We start from the raw sequence: 20,462 nt of genomic DNA, 5'->3' as shown, positions 1-20,462 counted from the left end.
CTGAGTCTCCTTCAAGCGGCCTAGTTTCCCATATTCGCAGGCAAGACAAAAGAAAGCCTGTGTGCCGGATGGGTTGGTCGGAATAAAAAATGCAGGTCGCACACGCCCATAAGCGCAGAACGAAAAAGCCCCGCCAGATGGCGGGGCTTTGTGAAGCATGAACGCAGGCGAAAATTAAGCCTGGTTCTTCACTTCTTTCAGACCACGGAACGGAGCCTTGGCACCCAGGGCTTCTTCGATACGGATCAGCTGGTTGTACTTGGCAACACGGTCAGAACGGCTCATAGAACCGGTCTTGATCTGGCCAGCAGCGGTACCCACAGCCAGGTCGGCGATGGTCGCGTCTTCGGTCTCACCGGAGCGGTGGGAGATGACGGCAGTGTAGCCAGCGTCTTTGGCCATCTTGATGGCAGCCAGCGTTTCGGTCAGGGAACCGATCTGGTTGAACTTGATCAGGATGGAGTTGGCGATGCCGTTGTCGATACCGCGCTTCAGGATCTTGGTGTTGGTTACGAACAGGTCGTCACCCACGATCTGGATTTTCTTGCCCAGTTCGGCAGTCTGGTAGGCGAAGCCTTCCCAGTCGGATTCGTCCAGGCCATCTTCGATGGAGACGATCGGGAACTTGGTGGTCAGGTCAGCCAGGAAGTCGGAGAAACCGTTGGAGGTGAAGACACGACCTTCGCCCTTCAGGTTGTACTCTTTCTTCTCTGCGTCGTAGAACTCGGACGCAGCGCAGTCCATGGCCAGGGTGATGTCGGTGCCCAGTTTGTAACCGGCAGCGGCAACGGCTTCAGCGATCACTTCCAGCGCTTCGGCGTTGGATTTCAGGTTCGGAGCGAAACCACCTTCGTCACCGACGGCAGTGTTGTAGCCCTTGGACTTCAGCACTTTGGCCAGGTTGTGGAACACTTCTGCGCCCATGCGAACGGCTTCTTTCAGGGTCTTGGCGCCAACCGGCTGGATCATGAACTCCTGGATGTCGACGTTGTTGTCGGCGTGCTCACCACCGTTGATGATGTTCATCATGGGCAGCGGCATGGAGTAGACACCCGGGGTGCCATTCAGCTCGGCGATGTGGGCGTACAGCGGCATGCCTTTGGCAGCAGCGGCAGCTTTGGCGTTGGCCAGGGAAACAGCCAGGATGGCGTTGGCGCCGAACTTGGATTTGTTCTCGGTACCGTCGAGGTCGATCATGATCTGGTCGACAGTGGCCTGGTCCTTGGCATCTTTACCCAGCAGAGCCTGAGCGATCGGGCCGTTGACGGCTTCGATGGCTTTCAGCACGCCTTTACCCAGGAAACGGCTCTTGTCGCCGTCACGCAGTTCCAGCGCTTCGCGGGAACCGGTGGACGCGCCAGACGGAGCGGCTGCCATACCAACAAAACCACCTTCCAGGTGAACTTCGGCCTCAACGGTCGGGTTACCACGGGAGTCGATGATTTCACGACCGATCACTTTAACGATCTTGGACATGTGTATTTCCTCAGGTTTCGTAAAAAAACAACAAAAATATGCCAAAAAAAGCGGCTGTGGCACAGAGCCCCAACCGCATTTATTTTCAATTACTTCAAATTACGCTTCTGATACTCGCCCGCCGCCTTCACAAAACCGGCGAACAGGGCGTGGCCATCACGGGGAGTCGAGGTGAACTCCGGGTGGAACTGCGCGGCCACGAACCAGGGGTGATCCGGGATCTCGATGATTTCCACCAGCTTCTTGTCGGCGGAGAGACCGGTCACCTTCAGACCTGCCGCTTCAATCTGCGGCAGCAGCTTGTTGTTCACTTCATAACGGTGACGGTGGCGCTCGTAAATGGTCGGGCTGCCGTACATCTGACGCACCTTGGAGTCTTCCACCAGGTGGCAGAGCTGGGAGCCCAGACGCATGGTACCGCCGAGATCGGACTTCTCGGTCCGGGTCTCGACGTTGCCTTCGTCATCCACCCACTCGGTGATGAGACCGACCACGGGGTAAGGGCTGTCTTTCTTGAACTCGGAGGAGTGAGCCCCTTCCATGCCCGCCACGTTACGGGCGTATTCGATCAAGGCGACCTGCATGCCCAGGCAGATACCGAGGTACGGGATCTTGTTCTCGCGGGCATATTTGGCGGCCAGAATCTTGCCTTCCACGCCGCGTTCGCCGAAGCCACCCGGTACCAGGATCGCATCCAGACCTTCCAGCAGCTCGGCGCCACGGGTCTCGATGTCCTGGGAGTCGATGTACTTGATGTTGACGGAGAGACGGGTCTTCAGGCCACCGTGTTTGAGCGCTTCGTTGACGGACTTGTAGGCGTCCGGCAGGGAGACATACTTGCCCACCATGCCGATGGTGACTTCGGCAGTCGGGTTGGCCTCTTCATAGATGACCTGTTCCCACTCGGCCAGGTCGGCTTCTTTGCACTCGATGCCGAAGCGCTCGGTGATGTAGCCGTCCAGCCCCTGGGATTTCAGCAGCGCCGGGATCTTGTAGATGGAGTCGACATCTTTCATGGAGATGACGGCGCGCTCGGGCACGTTGCAGAACAGGGCGATCTTGGCACGCTCGTTGGCCGGAATGGCGCGGTCGGAGCGGCAGATCAGCACATCCGGCTGGATACCGATGGAGAGCAGCTCCTTCACGGAGTGCTGGGTCGGCTTGGTCTTCACCTCGCCGGCGGCGGCCAGGTAAGGAACCAGGGTCAGGTGCATGAACATGGCATTGTTGCGACCCACGATGGCCGCCAGCTGACGAATGGCTTCAAGGAACGGCAGGGACTCGATGTCGCCCACGGTACCGCCCACTTCGACGATGGCAACCTGATGGCCTTCGGCACCGGCAATCACCCGCTCCTTGATGGCGTTGGTGATGTGCGGGATCACCTGGATGGTGGCGCCCAGATAGTCACCACGACGCTCTTTGCGCAGCACGTCGGCATAGATGCGGCCGGTGGTGAAGTTGTTGCGGCGGGTCATCTTGGTGCGGATGAAACGCTCGTAGTGGCCCAAATCCAGATCGGTTTCGGCCCCGTCCTCGGTTACGAACACTTCACCATGCTGGGTCGGGCTCATGGTGCCCGGATCCACGTTGATGTACGGGTCCAGTTTCATGATGGTCACATCCAGACCACGGGCTTCCAGAATGGCTGCCAGAGAAGCTGCGGCAATGCCTTTGCCGAGGGATGAAACAACGCCACCAGTCACAAAAATATATTTGGTCGTCATGCTGAACCTGAAAGAAGTTTAGGGAATTTTAAGGGGTGCTTCGGGGATGAAGCAGGACGGGGAAACAGTATACCAAAACCCCCACTCCCAAACAATGAACAAAAATCTATCAGGCTCCCCGCCGCCCCGTCTTGCGCCAAATCAACTTTGCTCGGTTTCCTTGGCCTTGTTCCAGGCCTCGTCCAGCTTCTCCAGGGAGCAATCCGTCATTTTCAGACCTTCTGCGGCAATAAAGTGTTCAACTTGACGAAAACGACGCTCAAACTTGGTGTTGGCAGCCCTCAGCACCTGCTCGGGATCCTTGCCCAGATGACGCACCAGATTGACGGTGGCAAACAAGAGATCGCCGAGCTCGTCGCTCACCCGAGTCTCGTCCACGTCGACCATCAGCGCCTCTTCCATCACCTCCTCGATCTCCTCGTGGATCTTGTCCACCACGGGCCCCAGGGTCTTCCAGTCAAAACCGACGGTGGCGCAGCGCTTCTGGATCTTGGCTGCCCGGGTCAGGGCAGGCAGGGAGAGGGGGATATCGTCCAGCACGCTCTCCTTGTCGAGCGCCGCACGCTCTTTCGCCTTTTCCGCCTCCCAGTTCGCTTTGACCGCCTGCTCGTCACCCAGGTCGGCATCGGAGAAGACATGGGGGTGGCGGCGAATGAGCTTCTCGCTCACGGTATCGACGATGTCGGCAAAGTCGAACAATCCCTGCTCCTTGCCGAGCTGGGCATAGAACACGACCTGGAACAGCAGATCACCGAGCTCCCCCTTCAGCCCTTGCCAATCTTCGCTCTCAATGGCATCCGCCACCTCGTAGGCCTCCTCCAGGGTGTGCGGCACTATGGTCTGGAAGCTCTGCTTGAGATCCCAGGGACAGCCCCCGTTCGGGTCACGCAATCTGGCCATGATGTCGAGCAGTTGGGGAAGGTCGTAGCGTTGGGACATGGGCAACTCACTTTCGATTCAGTAAATGGGTTCATGAATATCCGCTCACGCCACTGCTCCACATGATGTGGCGCCATGGCGGCCGGAGATGGGGCGCGTGATATCCGTCTTCAATGCTCTGCAAGGAGGGAGAAAATGCAGACCGGCCATTGGGGCCGGTCGGTTGAGCATTACAGCCGCTTGGCGCTGATCACGTCGTTGAGCTGACTGAGCTTGGCCAACGCCCGGTTGAAGGCGTTGATGTTGTAAATCTCCAGCTCCATGTCTATTTCGGCGGTCTGCTCGCGCACGTTGGAGCGCGAACGCACTCCCATCACGTTGATCTTCTCGTTGGCGAGCACGGTGGTGATGTCGCGCAGCAGGCCGGATCTGTCGTTGGAGAGAATGCGGATGGTGAGACCGTAACCGCCGGAGTAGTTCTCCCCCCAGACCGCATCGATCAAGCGCTCCGGGTTGCGACGCGACAGCTCCTTGAGCTGCTCGCAATCCTCCCGGTGGATGGAAACCCCCCGTCCCATGGTGATGAAGCCCTGGATGGCGTCCCCCGGGATGGGCTGGCAGCAGCGGGCGATGTGAGTCATCAGGTTGCCCACCCCTTCCACCACAATGTGATCCTTGGGTTTGGGGCGGAAGGGCACATTGGCCTTCTGCTCCAGCTTCTCCAGCAGACGGCGATCTTCTTCTTCCGCCGTCGGCTTGTTGTAACGGGTGTCGAGGTAGTTGAGCAGCTGGTTGATGCGGATGTCGCCGCTGCCGATACCGGCCAGCAAATCTTCCAGCTCCTCCGCATGGAAACGCTCCAGCACCACCTTGTCCACCTTGGAGAGGGTGAGGTTGTGTCTGTCCAGCTCTTTCTCCAGCAGCTCCTTGCCGGCGGCAATGTTCTTGTCCCGGTCCAGCTTTCTGAACCAGGTGGCCACCTTGGCCCGCGCCCGGCTGGAGCGCAGGAAGCCGGCATTCGGGTTCATCCAGTCGCGGCTCGGGTTCGGCTCCTTCTGGGTGATCACCTCCACCTGATCACCGGTTTGCAGCGTATAGGTGAAGGGCACGATACGACCGTCGATCTTGGTGCCGATGCAGCGGTGACCGATCATGCTGTGCACGTGATAGGCGAAGTCGAGCGGCGTCGCCCCTGCCGGCAGGTCGATGACATCGCCCTTGGGAGTGAAGACATAAACCCTGTCCTCGAACACCTGACTGCGCAGATCGTCCAGCAAGGAGCCGCTCTCCGAGAGATCCTCCTGCCAGGCGAGGAGTTTGCGCAGCCATTCGATCTTGTCTTCGAAGGTGCTGGTCTTGGCAGCGGCCTGGGCCCCTTCCTTGTAGCGCCAGTGCGCAGCCACACCGAGCTCCGCATCCTGATGCATCTGCTCGGTACGGATCTGGATCTCCACCGTCTTGCCCTCCTCCCCCACCACCACGGTGTGGATGGACTGGTAGCCATTGGGCTTGGGGTTGGCGACATAGTCGTCAAATTCGCGGGGAATATGGTGGAAATGGGTGTGAACGATACCGAGCGCCGCGTAGCAATCCTGCAGCCGCTTGGTGATCACCCGCACCGCGCGCACATCGAACAGCTCGTTGAATTCGAGGTGCTTCTTCTGCATCTTGCGCCAGATGCTGTAGATGTGTTTCGGTCGGCCATAGACCTCGGCCTCGACGCCGGCCTCGGCCAGGGCATCGCGCAGAGACTGCACGAATTCACGGATGTAGCGCTCGCGGTCGAGCCGTTTCTCGTCGAGCTGCTTGGCGATCTGCTTGTAGGTATCCGGGTGCAGGTAGCGGAAGGCGAGATCCTCGAGCTCCCACTTGAGCTGACCGATACCGAGGCGGTTCGCAAGGGGAGCATAGATGTTGGTGATCTCCTGGGCCATCAGCACCCGGGTCTCCTCATCCGCCTTCTTCGCCTCACGCAGGCAGGCGATGCGCTCCGCCAGCTTGATGACCACGGCGCGCACGTCCTCGACCATGGCGAGCAGCATGCGGCGCACGTTGTCCACCTGCTCCGGCGAGGTTTCGCTGCGGTGAAGGGTTTGCAGGGAGCGGATGGCCTCCATCTCCAGCACCCCTTCCACCAGCTTGGCGATCTTGGGGCCGAAGTCCTCGTTCACCTTTTCCTGGCTGATGAGACCGGCTTCGACGAAGGGATAGAGAATGGCGGCCTTGAGGGTGGCGAGATCCATGCTGAGCATCAGCAGGATGCCCACCATCTCGACCCCGCGCACCAGCAGGCGGTTGGTGAGCGCTTCGTCACCCAGGGTCAGGCAGTACTGGTAGACGGTTCGCAGCTGATTCTTGTCACTTTCACTCAGGGTAAGGGAACTGACCCACTCATCCAGAGTGAAATTGTCTTTCAAATGAATATCGCGCACCGCAACCATGGTATCAATCCTTAAAAGTGTGGGGTCGAAAGCCGATGCTCTCCTCATCCCCTCATCAACTGATGACTGCCTCAAATGGGGATGCATGCAAGAGTTTTCAAGGCATGTCACCGCGCAAGGTGACAGGGCTCTTCCCCGCATCCGATCCACTATCGACGACCTAGATTACCCTAATCACTCCCGCTCAAACAGCGCTGCCGCCGCTGGAAAACCAAGATAACCGCATGCTGCCCTGCCCGTTGAAGGCAGCGAGAAACACCTGTTTTACCTCACTCTGGCAGCATCATGCACATCGAAAAATCATCACGACCGCATCTTGATTCATCCAGAATAATGCGGTCGCCTCGACTCAGCCCCGTTCGAACAGCGCCATGGACTCCAGATGACCGGTGTGGGGGAACATGTCCAGCATCCCCAGACGGGTCAGCTTGTAGCCCCCCTGCACCAGCACCTGACTGTCACGGGCCAGGGTGACCGGGTTACAGGAAACATAGACCACCCGTTTGGGGGAAAGTGCCACCACGTGGCTCATCACCTCCAGCGCCCCGGGTCTGGCCGGATCCAGCAGTACCAGATCGAACCCTTCCCGGGCCCAGGACATGCCCACGATGTCGCCGCTCAAGTCCGCCTTGTAGAAGCGGGCATTGTCGATGCCGTTGCGGCGGGCATTCTCCTGTGCACGTGTCACCATGGCGAGCTCCCCTTCCACCCCCACCACTTCGCGGGCCTGACGGGCCAGCGGCAGGGTGAAGTTGCCGATGCCGCAGAAGAGGTCCAACACCTTGTCATCCTTGCCTGCGTCGAGCCAGCTCAATGCCTGCTCCACCATGCGCTGGTTGACGGGCCCGTTGACCTGGATGAAGTCGCCGGGAGCGAATGCAAGAGACAGGCCATCCAGCGTGTAACTTGGCTGAGACTGTTGACGCAGAGGTTCGATCTGCTCGTTCGCCGCCTGCAGATAGAGGTCTATCCCCTGGGCGGTGGCAAACTCGGTCAAGTGCGCCCGATCCGCCTCGGTGGGGCGACCGGTGTGGCGCAGCAGCATCAAAATGCCCTGCTCCCCCTGAATGAGTTCCGCATGGCCCAGTTCGCGCTGGCTCTTCAACCGGTTGAGGCATTCGCGCAGAGGGGCGATAAGAGCAGAGAGGGGCTCGGCCAGCACAGGGCAGCTGGCAATCTCTACCAGATCGTTCGACTGGCGACGACGAAAGCCCACCCGGGTGCAGCGACCGTTCTTGTCAAACTTGATGGCCAGACGGCAGACCCGGCGGTAGGCGCGGGACTCCCCCGTCAGCGCAGGTGCCAACGCTGGCGCCTGGATGTTGCCAAGGCGCTCGAACAGGCTGACCAGTCCCGCCTCCTTGGCCGCCAGCTGATCTCCCTCTCCCAGGTGCTGGGCACTGCAACCGCCACACTCGCGATAGTGGTCGCAGAAGGGGGCGACCCGGTTGGCCGCCGGGGTCACCACCTGTTGCAGGGCGGCGTGGGCATAGTGCTTCTTGTCGTCGATGATGCGGGCCTTGATGGCCTCGCCGGGCAGCGCCCCTTCGACGAAGATGGCCTTGCCCTGATGACGGCCGACGCCGACACAGTGGTGATCCAGACTGTCTACCGTAAATTCAATACGTTGGGGCTGGGTGGATTTCTTTTGGGGCTTGAAAAACTGGGCCATAAAACTTGGTGCCTATAGGTGGCTATGTCATGATTGTGGAATCTGCGGCAGACCATTGTCCCACAAGAATAATCGTATGACCAAATACGGCCTGAGGGCCCCAGCCGCGGCATCCGCCCCATCGTCCATTCTGACCAAAAGTGGCCCATTGATATGATCGGATACGGCCTGAGACCCCGTACAGCGACAATGACTGTATTGCCTGCCCGACCCCGGTGCCTGCATGCGCCCCGGGTCATGGCTTCTCTTGCGAAAGGCGGGTCGGCGGCATGACCAAGTACGGTCTCAGGGCCCGGGTGCTGGCCTTCACCATCTTGCCGACCCTCATCATCGGCGGCCTCATCGCCGGCTATTTCACCTTCCACCGCTATCAGCAGCTGGAAAACAACCTCATCGATCAGGGCATCAACATCATCGAGCCCCTGGCCATCGCCAGCGAATACGGCATGACACAGCACAGCCGCGAATCCCTCAAGCGGCTGATCGGGCTCACCCATCGCAAGAACTCGCCCTTCATCAAGTCCATCGCCGTCTTCACCCAGGAGAACCAGCTGTTCGTGACGTCCAACTACCACAGGGACTTCAGCCAGCTTCGTCTGCCGGACGGCAGCGTCATCCCGGCCCTGACCAGCGTCTCCGTCAACGGCGATGACATCATACTGCGCACCCCCATCCAGGCAGAGACCAGCCTGGACGGCTTCCCGCTGCCAAGCGATCTGGAGCCGCCGGTCATCGGTTACATCTCCATGCAACTCGCCACGGACAGGGCCATCGTCCTGCAGTACCGCGACGCCTTCTTCGCGGTCATCATCGTGCTCATCGGGCTGGCCATCAGCGCCCTGTTCGGCTTCCGTCTGGTCAAGAGCGTGACCCAGCCCATCACCGACATGGTGCAGGCGGTGCACCGGATCAGGGAGGGGCGGCTCGATACCCGGGTCAGCGGCCAGCTCACCGGCGAGCTGGACATGCTCAAGAACGGCATCAACGCCATGGCCAAGGCGCTCTCCGAATATCACGAGGAGATGCAGCAGAACATCGATCAGGCGACGTCGGATCTGCGGGAGACCCTCGAACAGATCGAGATCCAGAACGTCGAGCTCGACATGGCGAAGAAGCGCGCCCAGGAGGCGGCCAGGGTCAAGTCCGAGTTCCTCGCCAACATGTCCCACGAGCTGCGCACCCCTCTCAACGGGGTCATCGGCTTCACCCGCCAGCTGCTCAAGACCAGCCTGACCCCGAGTCAGACCGACTACATGCAGACCATCGAGAAGTCGGCGCGCAACCTCCTTGGGATCATCAACGACATCCTCGACTTCTCCAAGCTGGAGGCGGGCAAGTTGCAGCTCGAGCACATCCCCTTCAGTCTGCGGGACACCCTCAACGAGACCATGCACCTGCTGGGGCCGAGCGCCCACGACAAGCAGCTCGAACTCTCCCTCCAGGTGGATGCCGCCGTGCCGGACTACCTCACCGGCGACCCCATGCGCCTGCAGCAGGTGCTCACCAACCTCACCGGCAACGCCATCAAGTTCACCGAGCGTGGCAACGTGGACGTGCGTGTCGAACAGACCGGGGAATCCAGCGGCAACAAGGTGCGCCTGCGGGTGCTGATTCGCGATACCGGCATCGGCATCTCGGAAGAGCAGCAGCGCCAGTTGTTCCAGGCCTTCAACCAGGCAGACTCCTCCATCTCCCGCCGCTATGGGGGCACCGGGCTCGGGCTCGTCATCACCCAGAAGCTGGTGCAGCAGATGGGGGGCCAGATCCGCTTCGAATCCGAACTCGGCAAGGGGTCGGTCTTCTCGTTCCACCTGGATCTGGATGTCTCGCCCCTGCCCCAGAGCGAGCGGCTTCCGCTGGATCGCATCCAGGGCAAGCGGGTCTGGCTGCTGGAGCCGGATCCCTTTACTCACGCCTCCCTGCTCGCCCTGCTGGGAGAGTGGCACCTGGATGTGCACTCCCTGACGGTGGACGAGGAGTGGCCCCCGATGAGCAGCCAGGACATGGTGCTCATCGGCAGCAGCACCCTGCACAGCCCGCAGCAGGTGATTGCCCGTCTCGACGGACTGGACGGCCAGCAGAACACCATAGTGCTGCTCAGCAGCCACGAGCCGGCCCTCTACGACGCCATGCTGGCCCACGGCGCCGTCCACTGCCTCTCCAAGCCCATCAACCATCGCAAGTTGCTGCACGCCCTGCTCTCCCCCGAGGCGGTACGCCGTGCCCCCCTGCCCGCGCCGACGCCGCGCAGTGTGCAGGCGGTCAAGGTGCTGGCGGTGGATGACAACGCCGCCAACCTCAAGCTCATCGCCGCCATGCTCAAGGAGATGGTGACTGAGGTGGTGGTGTGCAAGAACGGCAAGGAGGCGGTCAACCTGGCCCAGAGCCAGCCGTTCGACATCATCTTCATGGATATCCAGATGCCCGTCATGGACGGCATCAGCGCCACCCAGGCGATCCGCCACTACTCCCTCAACACCGAGACCCCCATCGTCGCGGTCACCGCCCATGCCATTCCCGGTGAGCGGGAGCGCCTCATTCGCCAGGGCATGGACGACTACCTGGCCAAACCCATCGACGAGGGGATGCTGGCGCAGCTCATCACCGACTTCGCCCACCGGCGGCACCAGAATCACGGGGATCAGCAGATAGACTGGCCCCTCGCCGTGCGTCAGGCCGCCGGCAAGCCGGCCCTCGCCCGGGAGATGCTGACCATGCTGCTGGCCAGCTTCGACGAGGTGGAGCCCATCCTGGCGGCGGCGCTGGAAGGGAGTGTCGACGATGCAGACGTGCTGGCCCAGCTCCACCGCCTCAACGGTGGCTGCGCCTACTCCGGGGTGCCGGGTCTGCAACGCCTGCTCTCCCAGCTCGAGCAGCAGCTGCGCGACGGGGTCGCCGTGAGCGATCTGGAGCCCGAATTGCTGGAGCTGCAGGATGCTCTGGAGCAGGTGAGGCAAGAGGCCCCCCGCTACCTGGCCCTGACCGACTGAGGCGCTTTTTCTGACTGGACAGGCGGCAGGTGGTAACATCTGCACCGTTTCCACAGGAGTCAACATGACCAACAACGATATTCTGCGCCGCCTGCGCTATGCCCTCAGCATCAGCAACGACCAGATGGTCGAGATCTTTGCCAAGGGCAATCTGGCCATCACCCATGCCCAGTTGCACGGCTGGCTGATGAAAGAGGCCGAAGAGGGCGAGGCACAGGAAGCGGGCTTCGCCGCCTGCCCGGACTCGGCACTGAGCCAGTTCCTCGACGGCTTCATCGCCCTGCGCCGCGGTGTGCGAGAAGATGCCCCGCCCCAGGTGATCCCGAACCGGATCAACAACAACCTGATCCTGCGCAAGCTGCGCATCGGCCTCAACTACAAGGAAGAGGAGATGCTGGGCACCCTCAAGCTCGCGAACTTCAACCTCTCCAAGTCCGAGCTGAGCGCCCTGTTCCGCGCCAGGGATCACAAGCACTATCAGGATTGCGGGGATCAGATCCTGCGCAACTTCCTGATTGGCCTCACCGCCAAATACAGGCCCGGGCCCTGATGACCGCCTCCGGCCAGGTGCGAGGCTAGACCATGGGCTGGCGCCGCCTGCTGACTCCACGCCCGTCGGCGAGTGGCGGTGCGTGTCGGTTCGCGGCGCGCTGGTTCTGGTCACTGCCCCTCATCCTGCTGCTCGGCGCCTGCCAGCCTGCACCCTATCGGCTCAATCAGGAGCATCAGAGCGCCAGCCAGAACGAGCGCATCGCCTTTCTCATCCTGCACTACACGGATGAAGAGGATGCCCGCTCCCTGCGCCTGCTGACCGAACCGGAGCACAAGGTGAGCGCCCACTACCTGATCCCCCGCGACACCGACGAGCAACCGTTCCCGGTCTACCAGCTGGTGCCCGACAGCCAGCGGGCCTGGCACGCCGGACGCAGTCGCTGGCATCACTACGCCGGGCTCAACGCCAGTTCGCTCGGCATCGAGATAGTGAATCTCGGGTATGACGAGAAAGACGCGGCCCTGCCCGCCCATCTGAGACACTGGCAACCCTATCCTCCTGCCCAGACCGCCGCCCTCGGCGCACTCGCCCGGGATCTGGTCGAACGCTACCAGATACCCCCCACCCAGGTGCTGGCCCACAGCGATGTCGCCCCCGAGCGCAAGCAGGATCCCGGCCCCCGGTTCCCCTGGCGCGAGCTCGCCCTGCGCTACGGTGTCGGCGCCTGGCCCGACGAGGCCCGGGTGGCCGAGCTGCGCCAGACGCAGCTCATCCCCTGGGATGCGCTGCAATGGCAGCAGCAGCTTGCCCGTTACGGCTACGGCCTCCCCCAGCACGGCGCCTGGGATGAGCAGAGCCGCGCCGTCCTGCGCGCCTTCCAGCTTCACTTTCGCCCCGCCCTGGTCACCGGCGAGCCGGATGCCGAGTGCCAGGCCATCCTCACCGCCCTGCTGGAGCGCTACTTCCCGGAACCAGGCTGAGACGCCCCTTCCCTTTCCCCCTCTGCACACGGATGCCCGGCCCCATGCCAGATGAGCACGGGGTTCACCCCGCCTTCCACTCCTGAAAACCACAAGGGACGCCGAAGCGTCCCTTGTGGTTTTCATACCTGCGAAGCGGCATCAGATCCCCTGACGGGCTTCCTGCATCAGCGCACGCATGTCGCTGACCGCCTTGGCCAGACCGTCGAAGGCGGCGCGGCCGATGATGGCGTGACCGATGTTGAGCTCATAGAGCTCGGGGATGGCGGCGATGGCCTTGACGTTGTGATAGTGCAGACCGTGGCCCGCATTGACCTTCAAGCCCTTGCCAGCGGCGTAGGAAGCACCGGCGGCGATGCGCTTGAACTCGGCGTTGCGCTCGGCATCCGTGGTGGCATCGGCGTAGCGGCCGGTGTGGATCTCGATGAAGGGAGCACCGCTCGCGGCGGCCGCATCGATCTGCAACGGATCCGCATCGATGAAGAGGGATACCTGAGCACCGACGGCCGCAAGACGGGTCACCGCATCGGTCACCTTGTCCAGCTGGCCCGCCACGTCCAGACCACCCTCGGTGGTCACCTCGGTGCGCTTCTCCGGCACCAGGCAGACGAAGTGGGGCTTGATGCGGCAGGCGATGCCGATCATCTCCTCGGTCACCGCCATCTCCAGGTTCATCCTGGTCTGGATGGTCTGGCGCAGGATCTCCACGTCCCGGTCGGTGATGTGGCGGCGATCTTCCCGCAGGTGGACCGTGATGCCATCGGCACCGGCCTGCTCGGCCACGAAGGCGGCCTGTACCGGATCCGGATACTGGGTGCCGCGGGCGTTGCGCAGGGTGGCGATATGGTCGATGTTCACACCCAGGTAGATCTCGCTCATTGCTTACTCCTTGATACAGGTCATCTGTGAATGCCGGAGCGGGTGGTGCCCGCCCCTCTGTCCATGTGCCGTCGCAGCCCGGTTATGGCCACGGCGACAGCATTATTGTTCATGAAAGGCGATGTCATAAACACAAAACATCACCAGATAATAAAAATCAGCTTGAAACACTGCCTTTTCGCTTCAAAAAGAGCTCCCTGCTCTTCAGTTGACGCTTGCCGAGATAGGGCTGCAGCGCCAGCCGGCTGAAACGCTTGGCCGCCTGCAGCAAGGGAGGCGTGTCGAAACGCCCTTCGGCGAAGGCCAGCAGGTGGGCGCCGAGGAACAGGGTACGGGGATCCGGCGCCCGCTCGCAAGCGACAAAGCCGAGCTCCCGCTCGAAGCCGTAGAGCAGGGTAGGGTCGATGGGGGAGTCGTCGTCCGCGGCATATTCGAAGTCCACCGCGTAGCCCAGGGCCTGCAGCAGCAGGAACTCGAAGCGGCGCAGGGGCAGCTCCGGGGTCTCGCCGTCCGCCAGGGCCATGATGGCACGGGCATAGGCGTCGAACACCTCGGGGAAGGGGGTGTGCGCTTCCAGCAGGTAGTAGACCAGCTCGTTGAGATAGAGGCCGTAGAAGAGACGATCCCCGCCGAGGCGCAACGAGTGATCCGGGCACTCCACCTGGGTGAGGTTCTTTAGATCCCCCTTGCCGCGCCAGGCAATGGTGAGCAGGGTGAAGGGCTGAAGCAGCCCCTTCAGAGAGGAGCGTGGCCCGCGGGAACCGCGAGCCACCAGGGTGAATCGACCGCTATCCTGGGTGAAGACCTCGACCAGCTGGCTGGTCTCCCGATAGGGCCGACTGTGGATGACGAAAGCCGGGGTCAGCAATCAGTCGTCGCCATACCCGAGGCTGCGCAGGGCCCGCTCGTCGTCGGCCCAGCCGGACTTGACCTTGACCCACAGCTCGAGATGCACCTTGTTCTGGAACAGCCGTTCCATGTCGATGCGCGCCTCTGTGCCGATGGTCTTGATCTTCTCGCCCTTGTTACCGATGACCATCTTTTTCTGGCCTTCGCGCTCCACCAGGATGAGCCCGTGGATGTGGTAGAGACCGTTTTCCTCGACCTTGAAGCGCTCGATCTCCACTGTCACCGAATAGGGCAGCTCCTCGCCGGTGAAGCGCATCAGCTTCTCGCGGATGATCTCGGAGGCCATGAAGCGGGAAGAGCGGTCGGTCACGTAATCTTCCGGGAAGAAATGGACGTTCTCCGGCAGCAGATCCTTGGCCCACTCGCGGATCTTCTCCACGTTGGTGCCCTTCTCGGCACTGATGGGCAGGATGTGGGCAAAGTTCATCTGCTGACCCAGCCACTCGAGGTGCGGCAGCAGATCCTCTTTCTCCTTGACGTTGTCGATCTTGTTGACCGCCAGCACCACGGGGCACTTGAGGTGGCGCAGCTTGCCCAGCACCATCTCGTCATCCTTGGTCCAGTGGGTGCCGTCCACCACGAACACCACCATGGCCACGTCCCCCAGGGAACTGGTGGCGGCGCGGTTCATCAGGCGGTTGATGGCCCGCTTCTCCTCGATGTGCAGACCCGGGGTATCCACATAGATGGTCTGATGGTTCTCCTCGGTGTCGATCCCCAGGATCCGGTGACGGGTAGTCTGGGGCTTCTTCGAGGTGATGCTGACCTTCTGGCCGAGCAACTTGTTGAGCAGGGTGGACTTGCCCACGTTGGGGCGGCCCACGATGGCGACAAAGCCGCAATAGGTGGTATCTGTCATGACCGCGTTCCCAATGCTGATGGAGTGAAAAGAGCGCACAGTGCCGGATCCGTCATGATGCTCATGACAGCCGTTCCAGTGCTTGCTGCGCCGCGGCCTGTTCGGCCTTGCGGCGGCTGGAGCCGATCCCGACCAGGGGGCCATCCAGCCCATCCACTTCGCACTGGACGGTGAACTCCTGGTTGTGGGCCTCGCCCTTGACGTTGGTCACCGTGTAGGTCGGCAGGGATTTGCGGCTGCCCTGCAGGATCTCTTGCAGACGGGTCTTGGGATCCTTCTGTTCGATCCCGGGCTTGATCTCGCCAAGGCGGCTGGCATACCAGCCGAGCAGGAGGCTGCGCACCCGCTCCAGATCCGTGTCCAGATAGATGGCGCCGATCACCGCCTCGACGGTGTCGGCCAGGATGGACTCGCGGCGAAAACCGCCGCTTTTCAGCTCCCCCGGCCCCAGGATCAGGTGATCCCCGAGGTCGAATTCCCGGCCCAGCTCGGCCAGCGTCTTCTCGCGCACCAGGGTGGCGCGCATCCGGCTGAGATCCCCTTCCGCCGCCTGCGGGAAGCGGTGGAAGAGGTCATCGGCAATCACCAGACTCAGGATGGAGTCCCCCAGAAATTCCAGGCGCTCGTTGTGACGGGACCCTGCGCTGCGATGGGTCAGAGCCCGGGTCAGCAGCTCAGGATCCTGAAAGACATGCCCGAGACGGGACTGCAGTCTGTTCATCTTGATATTCATTTACTTGATTCCGCCAATGCGGTTGAAGCGCACACCGGTCGGCACCCAGCTCGGCAAGCTGGACCCTTCCTCGCGCTCGAATTCGAAACTGATCCAGATGGCGACCGCCTTGCCCACCAGGTTCTGCTCGGGCACGAAGCCCCAGAAACGGCTGTCGGTGCTGTTGTCGCGGTTGTCACCCATCACGAAATAGTGGCCTTCCGGCACCACCCACTCGTCGGGGTAGGTGCCGGGCTGGCGATAGTAGCGGTCCACCAGGTCCGGCATCAGCGGGTTGCGCAAGGTCTCGTGGGAGACATCACCCAGCTGTTCGGTGTAGCGATCCAGCGGGATCCCCATCTGGCTGAACTCGCCGCGCTGCTCGAACTTGACGTCCAGCTTCTGGAAGCCGGGGCACGTTTTCCCTTCCTGCTCATCGCACTTGGGCCGGATCATCAGCTCCTTGTTGCGATAGATGACCCGATCGCCGGGCATGCCGACCACCCGCTTGATGTAGTCCACCCGGGTATCCAGCGGATACTTGAAGACCACCACATCACCGCGCTTCGGCTCGCCGGTCTCGAGGAACTTGGTGTTGGTCACCGGGTCCTTGAGGCCGTAGGCAAACTTCTCCACCAGGATGAAGTCGCCCACCAGCAGGGTCGGCATCATGGAGCCGGACGGGATCTGGAACGGCTCGAAGATGAAGGAGCGCAGGATCAGCACCAGCGCGATCACCGGGAAAACCCCGCCGGTCTGTTCGATCCAGACAGGCATGGGGGCCACCTTGGCCAGTGTCTTCTCGTCCACATCCGGACCGGCATTGGCACGGGCGGCGGCAATCTTGGCCGCCCGCTGCTTGGCCCAGACCAGCTTGTCGAGCGTCCAGATGATGCCGGTCAGCAGGGTGACGACGACGAGGATCAGGGAAAAGGTGCTTGCCATCGATTAATCCTTTCCGACGTGGAGAATGGCGAGGAAGGCCTCTTGCGGCACGTCCACACGGCCCAGGGACTTCATCCGCTTCTTGCCTTCTTTCTGCTTGTTCAGCAGCTTCTTCTTCCGGCTCACGTCACCACCGTAGCACTTGGCGGTGACGTCTTTACGCAATGCCTTGACGGTGCTGCGGGCGATGATCTGGTTGCCGATGGCGGCCTGGATGGCGATGTCGAACATCTGGCGCGGGATCAGCTCGCGCATCTTCTCCACCACCTGGCGACCGCGATACTGGGCGTTCTCCTTGTGGGTGATGATGGCCAGGGCGTCGACCCGCTCGCCGTTGATCATGATGTCCAGACGGACCATGTCGGAGGTTTCGAAACGCTTGAAGCCGTAGTCCAGGGAGGCGTAGCCGCGACTGGTGGACTTCAGACGGTCGAAGAAGTCGAGCACCACTTCCGCCATCGGGATCTCGTAGGTCAGCGCCACCTGCTTGCCGTGGTAGACCATGTTGGTCTGTACGCCGCGCTTCTCGATGCAGAGGGTGATGACGTTGCCCATGTACTCCTGCGGCAGCAGGATGTGGCACTCGGCGATGGGCTCGCGCATCTCCTTGATGTTGTTGATGGCGGGCATCTGGGCCGGGCTGTCGATGTGGATGGTGGAGCCATCGTTCAGCTCGATCTCGTAGACCACGGTCGGCGCTGTGGTGATGAGATCCAGATCGTATTCACGCTCCAGACGCTCCTGGATGATCTCCATGTGCAGCATCCCGAGGAAGCCACAGCGGAAGCCGAAGCCCAGCGCCGTGGAGCTCTCCGGTTCGTAGAACAGGGAGGCATCGTTGAGGGAGAGCTTCTCCAGCGCATCGCGGAAGGACTCGTAGTCATCGCTGGAGATGGGGAACAGGCCCGCATAGACCTGGGGCTTCACCTTCTTGAAGCCGGCCAGCGCCTTCTCGGCACCGTGCTTGGCCAGGGTCAGGGTATCCCCCACCGGCGCACCGTGGATGTCCTTGATGCCGCAGACGACCCAACCTACCTCGCCACAACCCAGGCCGTCGGTGTCCACCTGCTTCGGCGTGAAGATACCGATGCGATCCACACCCCATACCTGACCGGTGCTCATCACCTTGATCTTGTCGTTCTTTTTCAGGGAACCGTTCTTGATCCGCACGAGCGACACGACCCCGAGGTAGGAGTCGAACCAGGAGTCGATGATCAGCGCCTGCAGCGGCGCCTCCGGATCCCCTTCCGGGGACGGGATCTTGGCGACGATCTCTTCCAGCACCAGATCGACACCGAGGCCGGTCTTGGCGGAGCAGCGCACCGCGTCCACCGCGTCGATGCCGACGATGTCCTCGATCTCCTCGGCAACCCGCTCGGGCTCTGCGGCCGGCAGGTCAATCTTGTTCAGCACCGGCACCACTTCCAGATCCATTTCCATGGCGGTGTAGCAGTTGGCCAGAGTCTGTGCCTCAACCCCCTGACCGGCATCCACCACCAGCAGTGCCCCTTCACAGGCAGCCAGGGAGCGAGAAACCTCGTAGGAGAAATCCACGTGGCCCGGGGTGTCGATAAAGTTCAGCTGATAGGTGTTACCGTCTTGTGCCTGGTAGTTCAGGGTCACACTCTGTGCCTTGATGGTAATGCCGCGCTCGCGCTCCAGATCCATGGAGTCCAGCACCTGGGCCTGCATCTCGCGATCGGACAGGCCGCCGCAAGTCTGGATCAGACGGTCCGACAGGGTCGACTTACCGTGGTCGATGTGCGCAATAATCGAAAAGTTACGAATGTGTTTCATCGAGCAAGAATCACTCAAAATTAAGTTAGGGTCGGATATGAGGGCAGGATTTTACTGGATAACCCGGTCGACGGCCAATCTTTAGTCGGCGGGCCCCACAAATAGCGCCTTGTCTGGCGGGCGTTGGGCACCTGGATGCCCTCCGCCAGACCCGGCCCCTCAAGAGAGATGACGGGTATTGAGCACCACCCCGAGCATGCGGGGACCGTATTCCCCCTGCTCGAGCCGGTCAGAAAAGTAACGAACCAGTAAAAATCCGATGGCGCCGCCCAGCAGACAGCAGAGGATGGTCACCCCCTCTCCCGCCGACAAGAGCGGCGCCAGCCAGAGCTGGCCGAGCAGGGCGCCCAGCAGCAGGCAGAACAGCGGCAGCACGTACACCAGAGCCGCACCGCGCAGGATGCTGGCCTGAGGGATGCCCAGGCGGATCTGCTGGCCCACCGCCACATCACCTGTGAGGGCGACCCGCAGCCGCTGCGCCTTCATGGGAAAGGCCTTGGCGACGGTGCCGGTCCCGCAGCTGGATTGTTGGTGGCAACCGCTGCAGGCGGATCGCCGCTCGCACTCCACCCAGGCGTGATTACCGTCGATGGCCACTACTGTGGCCAGCTCTTCACTCATGTTACTCACCTGATGACTCCTCACAGGGGGCGGTGGATGCTCCAGATCTCAGCACGGCGGCACCCTCAGGGCAAGTCTCACGGCAAAGACTCACTGCACCGCCTCGTTGCGAGCCAGGGGCTGCACTGCCTCGGCGATGCGCTTGGCAGTTTCGGCGGGCACCTCGCCCACCACGGTGATCTCCACCCCGACCTCGTTGACGAAGCTCACTAGCGAGGTGGCCCCCTGGCGAATCAACTGCTGGCGCACCGCCTGCTTGGGATCGACCCGGGAGACGTAGACGGAGAGATCCACCAGCCCGTCGGAGAGCATCATATAATCCACCGGCAGACTGGTGCTGACCAGCTGATGCCGATCCTGAGAGAGCACCTTGAAGCCATCGGGCAACCAGGTCAGGTGCCAGTTGAGAGTCTGCTGGGGAGCGGGATAGGCATCTTCCAGCGCCAGCGCATCCGGCAGCTTGCTGCGTGCCAGGGTGACCAGCCAGGGGGCCGGCGCAGATTGCCTGTCCAGATCCACCCCCAGCACCTGCTCCACCAGATTGCCCTCTCGATCCACCATGTCCACCCGCAGCAGCAGATGGCTCTGTTCGTCAATCCAGAGCACGAAGCCGTACTTGTCCGCCTCCTTGGGCACCAGCCGTACCACTTGTGCCACCAGGCCGGCCACCCGGCTGCGGCCCGCCAGCACGGGGTCATAACTCTCCATCACCCGGGGCAGCGGCATCCTCACCAGGCTCGACCAGACCCCGGGGAAACGCGCCCCCTTGAGGGTGTAGGGTTCATGGGTGTTTTCGAAGAAGGTGTATTCGTTCTGGCGTTGCAGGAACTCCACGGCCTTGCCGTCGAGATAGCTCAGGTGAGCCACCTCCTTGCCATCGATGATCCCGTGGCTGAAACGGATAGGCTCGAGGCGCCCCTGGCGGGCCTTGACCATGGACAATTCGAAGTTTTGTTGCGAAACGGCACTCTGCATCTGCTGCAACAAGGCCTCGGCCGACAGATCGTCGGCCGAGGCCTTGGCACAAATCAACAGGAGAGAGGCCAGCAGGATACGGCTGGACTGGCGCACGATCTGATCCC

The 20,462-nt window shown here is 61.8% G+C and carries 16 protein-coding genes; 3 read left to right on the top strand and 13 right to left on the bottom strand.

The window, feature by feature from the left end; genetic code table 11:
• Positions 1-174: 174 nt before the first annotated feature.
• The 5 genes from eno to rlmD all read right to left on the bottom strand — a co-directional run bounded on the left by eno (position 175) and on the right by rlmD (position 8,195).
• Positions 175-1,476, bottom strand: a complete 1,302-nt coding sequence (gene eno / locus AB5Y80_RS20870; protein WP_005335583.1) for a phosphopyruvate hydratase — start codon at positions 1,474-1,476, stop codon at positions 175-177.
• An 89-nt stretch (positions 1,477-1,565) separates the two neighbouring features.
• Positions 1,566-3,203: a glutamine hydrolyzing CTP synthase gene (gene pyrG, locus AB5Y80_RS20865; RefSeq protein ID WP_039041042.1), complete on the bottom strand. Its 1,638-nt coding sequence runs from the start codon at positions 3,201-3,203 to the stop codon at positions 1,566-1,568.
• A gap of 141 nt (positions 3,204-3,344) precedes the next feature.
• Positions 3,345-4,142, bottom strand: coding sequence for a nucleoside triphosphate pyrophosphohydrolase (gene mazG, locus AB5Y80_RS20860; RefSeq protein ID WP_213320120.1), 798 nt, complete (start codon positions 4,140-4,142; stop codon positions 3,345-3,347).
• A 170-nt stretch (positions 4,143-4,312) separates the two neighbouring features.
• Positions 4,313-6,523 carry a GTP diphosphokinase gene (gene relA, locus AB5Y80_RS20855; RefSeq protein WP_010675631.1) on the bottom strand — a complete coding sequence of 737 codons (2,211 nt, stop codon included), beginning with the start codon at positions 6,521-6,523 and terminating at the stop codon, positions 4,313-4,315.
• Between the two features lie 349 nt (positions 6,524-6,872).
• Entirely contained in the window at positions 6,873-8,195 is a 1,323-nt protein-coding gene (gene rlmD, locus AB5Y80_RS20850; protein WP_368173477.1) for a 23S rRNA (uracil(1939)-C(5))-methyltransferase RlmD, read from the bottom strand.
• A gap of 269 nt (positions 8,196-8,464) precedes the next feature.
• On the opposite strand from rlmD, the gene barA reads away from it, so the two are divergent.
• From barA to AB5Y80_RS20835, 3 genes are all read left to right on the top strand, one after another.
• Positions 8,465-11,185 carry a two-component sensor histidine kinase BarA gene (gene barA / locus AB5Y80_RS20845; RefSeq protein ID WP_266136323.1) on the top strand — a complete coding sequence of 907 codons (2,721 nt, stop codon included), beginning with the start codon at positions 8,465-8,467 and terminating at the stop codon, positions 11,183-11,185.
• Positions 11,186-11,249: 64 nt separating this feature from the next.
• The gene (locus AB5Y80_RS20840; RefSeq protein ID WP_010675634.1) at positions 11,250-11,735 is read left to right on the top strand and encodes a DUF1456 family protein; all 486 of its coding nucleotides are present in this window, start codon (positions 11,250-11,252) and stop codon (positions 11,733-11,735) included.
• Between the two features lie 32 nt (positions 11,736-11,767).
• A complete protein-coding gene (locus AB5Y80_RS20835; protein WP_368173476.1) occupies positions 11,768-12,658 on the top strand; it encodes an N-acetylmuramoyl-L-alanine amidase in 891 nt (296 codons plus the stop codon).
• A gap of 141 nt (positions 12,659-12,799) precedes the next feature.
• Here the strand turns inward: AB5Y80_RS20835 and pdxJ are convergent, their stop codons facing one another.
• From pdxJ to AB5Y80_RS20795, 8 genes are all read right to left on the bottom strand, one after another.
• On the bottom strand, positions 12,800-13,537 hold the full coding sequence (gene pdxJ / locus AB5Y80_RS20830) for a pyridoxine 5'-phosphate synthase (RefSeq protein ID WP_010675636.1): 738 nt from the start codon (positions 13,535-13,537) through the stop codon (positions 12,800-12,802).
• A 157-nt stretch (positions 13,538-13,694) separates the two neighbouring features.
• Positions 13,695-14,405, bottom strand: a complete 711-nt coding sequence (gene recO, locus AB5Y80_RS20825; RefSeq protein WP_039040537.1) for a DNA repair protein RecO — start codon at positions 14,403-14,405, stop codon at positions 13,695-13,697.
• Positions 14,406-15,305 (bottom strand): GTPase Era, encoded by a 900-nt coding sequence (gene era, locus AB5Y80_RS20820; RefSeq protein WP_010675638.1) that lies wholly within the window; start codon positions 15,303-15,305, stop codon positions 14,406-14,408. It lies immediately after the preceding gene.
• A gap of 61 nt (positions 15,306-15,366) precedes the next feature.
• Positions 15,367-16,038 (bottom strand): ribonuclease III, encoded by a 672-nt coding sequence (gene rnc / locus AB5Y80_RS20815; protein ID WP_010675639.1) that lies wholly within the window; start codon positions 16,036-16,038, stop codon positions 15,367-15,369.
• The gene (gene lepB / locus AB5Y80_RS20810; protein ID WP_010675640.1) at positions 16,039-16,962 is read right to left on the bottom strand and encodes a signal peptidase I; all 924 of its coding nucleotides are present in this window, start codon (positions 16,960-16,962) and stop codon (positions 16,039-16,041) included. It lies immediately after the preceding gene.
• A 3-nt stretch (positions 16,963-16,965) separates the two neighbouring features.
• Positions 16,966-18,759, bottom strand: coding sequence for a translation elongation factor 4 (gene lepA / locus AB5Y80_RS20805; RefSeq protein ID WP_010675641.1), 1,794 nt, complete (start codon positions 18,757-18,759; stop codon positions 16,966-16,968).
• Positions 18,760-18,918: 159 nt separating this feature from the next.
• Entirely contained in the window at positions 18,919-19,380 is a 462-nt protein-coding gene (locus AB5Y80_RS20800; RefSeq protein WP_010675642.1) for a SoxR reducing system RseC family protein, read from the bottom strand.
• A gap of 90 nt (positions 19,381-19,470) precedes the next feature.
• Positions 19,471-20,451, bottom strand: a complete 981-nt coding sequence (locus AB5Y80_RS20795) for a MucB/RseB C-terminal domain-containing protein (RefSeq protein ID WP_010675643.1) — start codon at positions 20,449-20,451, stop codon at positions 19,471-19,473.
• Positions 20,452-20,462: the final 11 nt, after the last annotated feature.

Source organism: Aeromonas sp. R2-1 (assembly GCF_040908425.1).
In the GTDB taxonomy this organism is placed as follows: Bacteria; Pseudomonadota; Gammaproteobacteria; order Enterobacterales; family Aeromonadaceae; genus Aeromonas; species Aeromonas caviae.
The sequence above is the reverse complement of the archived record's forward strand: the minus strand, read 5'-3'. Positions and strand labels throughout refer to the sequence as shown.

Bases quoted from the DNA above. Each gene is read 5' to 3' on its own strand.
- AB5Y80_RS20835 (WP_368173476.1), top strand. From the start codon at position 11,768: ATGGGCTGGCGCCGCCTGCTGACTCCACGCCCGTCGGCGAGTGGCGGT.
- lepB (WP_010675640.1), bottom strand. From the start codon at position 16,962: ATGGCAAGCACCTTTTCCCTGATCCTCGTCGTCGTCACCCTGCTGACC.
- relA (WP_010675631.1), bottom strand. From the start codon at position 6,523: ATGGTTGCGGTGCGCGATATTCATTTGAAAGACAATTTCACTCTGGAT.
- AB5Y80_RS20800 (WP_010675642.1), bottom strand. From the start codon at position 19,380: ATGAGTGAAGAGCTGGCCACAGTAGTGGCCATCGACGGTAATCACGCC.
- era (WP_010675638.1), bottom strand. From the start codon at position 15,305: ATGACAGATACCACCTATTGCGGCTTTGTCGCCATCGTGGGCCGCCCC.
- AB5Y80_RS20840 (WP_010675634.1), top strand. From the start codon at position 11,250: ATGACCAACAACGATATTCTGCGCCGCCTGCGCTATGCCCTCAGCATC.
- lepA (WP_010675641.1), bottom strand. From the start codon at position 18,759: ATGAAACACATTCGTAACTTTTCGATTATTGCGCACATCGACCACGGT.
- rlmD (WP_368173477.1), bottom strand. From the start codon at position 8,195: ATGGCCCAGTTTTTCAAGCCCCAAAAGAAATCCACCCAGCCCCAACGT.
- pyrG (WP_039041042.1), bottom strand. From the start codon at position 3,203: ATGACGACCAAATATATTTTTGTGACTGGTGGCGTTGTTTCATCCCTC.
- rnc (WP_010675639.1), bottom strand. From the start codon at position 16,038: ATGAATATCAAGATGAACAGACTGCAGTCCCGTCTCGGGCATGTCTTT.
- eno (WP_005335583.1), bottom strand. From the start codon at position 1,476: ATGTCCAAGATCGTTAAAGTGATCGGTCGTGAAATCATCGACTCCCGT.
- barA (WP_266136323.1), top strand. From the start codon at position 8,465: ATGACCAAGTACGGTCTCAGGGCCCGGGTGCTGGCCTTCACCATCTTG.
- pdxJ (WP_010675636.1), bottom strand. From the start codon at position 13,537: ATGAGCGAGATCTACCTGGGTGTGAACATCGACCATATCGCCACCCTG.
- mazG (WP_213320120.1), bottom strand. From the start codon at position 4,142: ATGTCCCAACGCTACGACCTTCCCCAACTGCTCGACATCATGGCCAGA.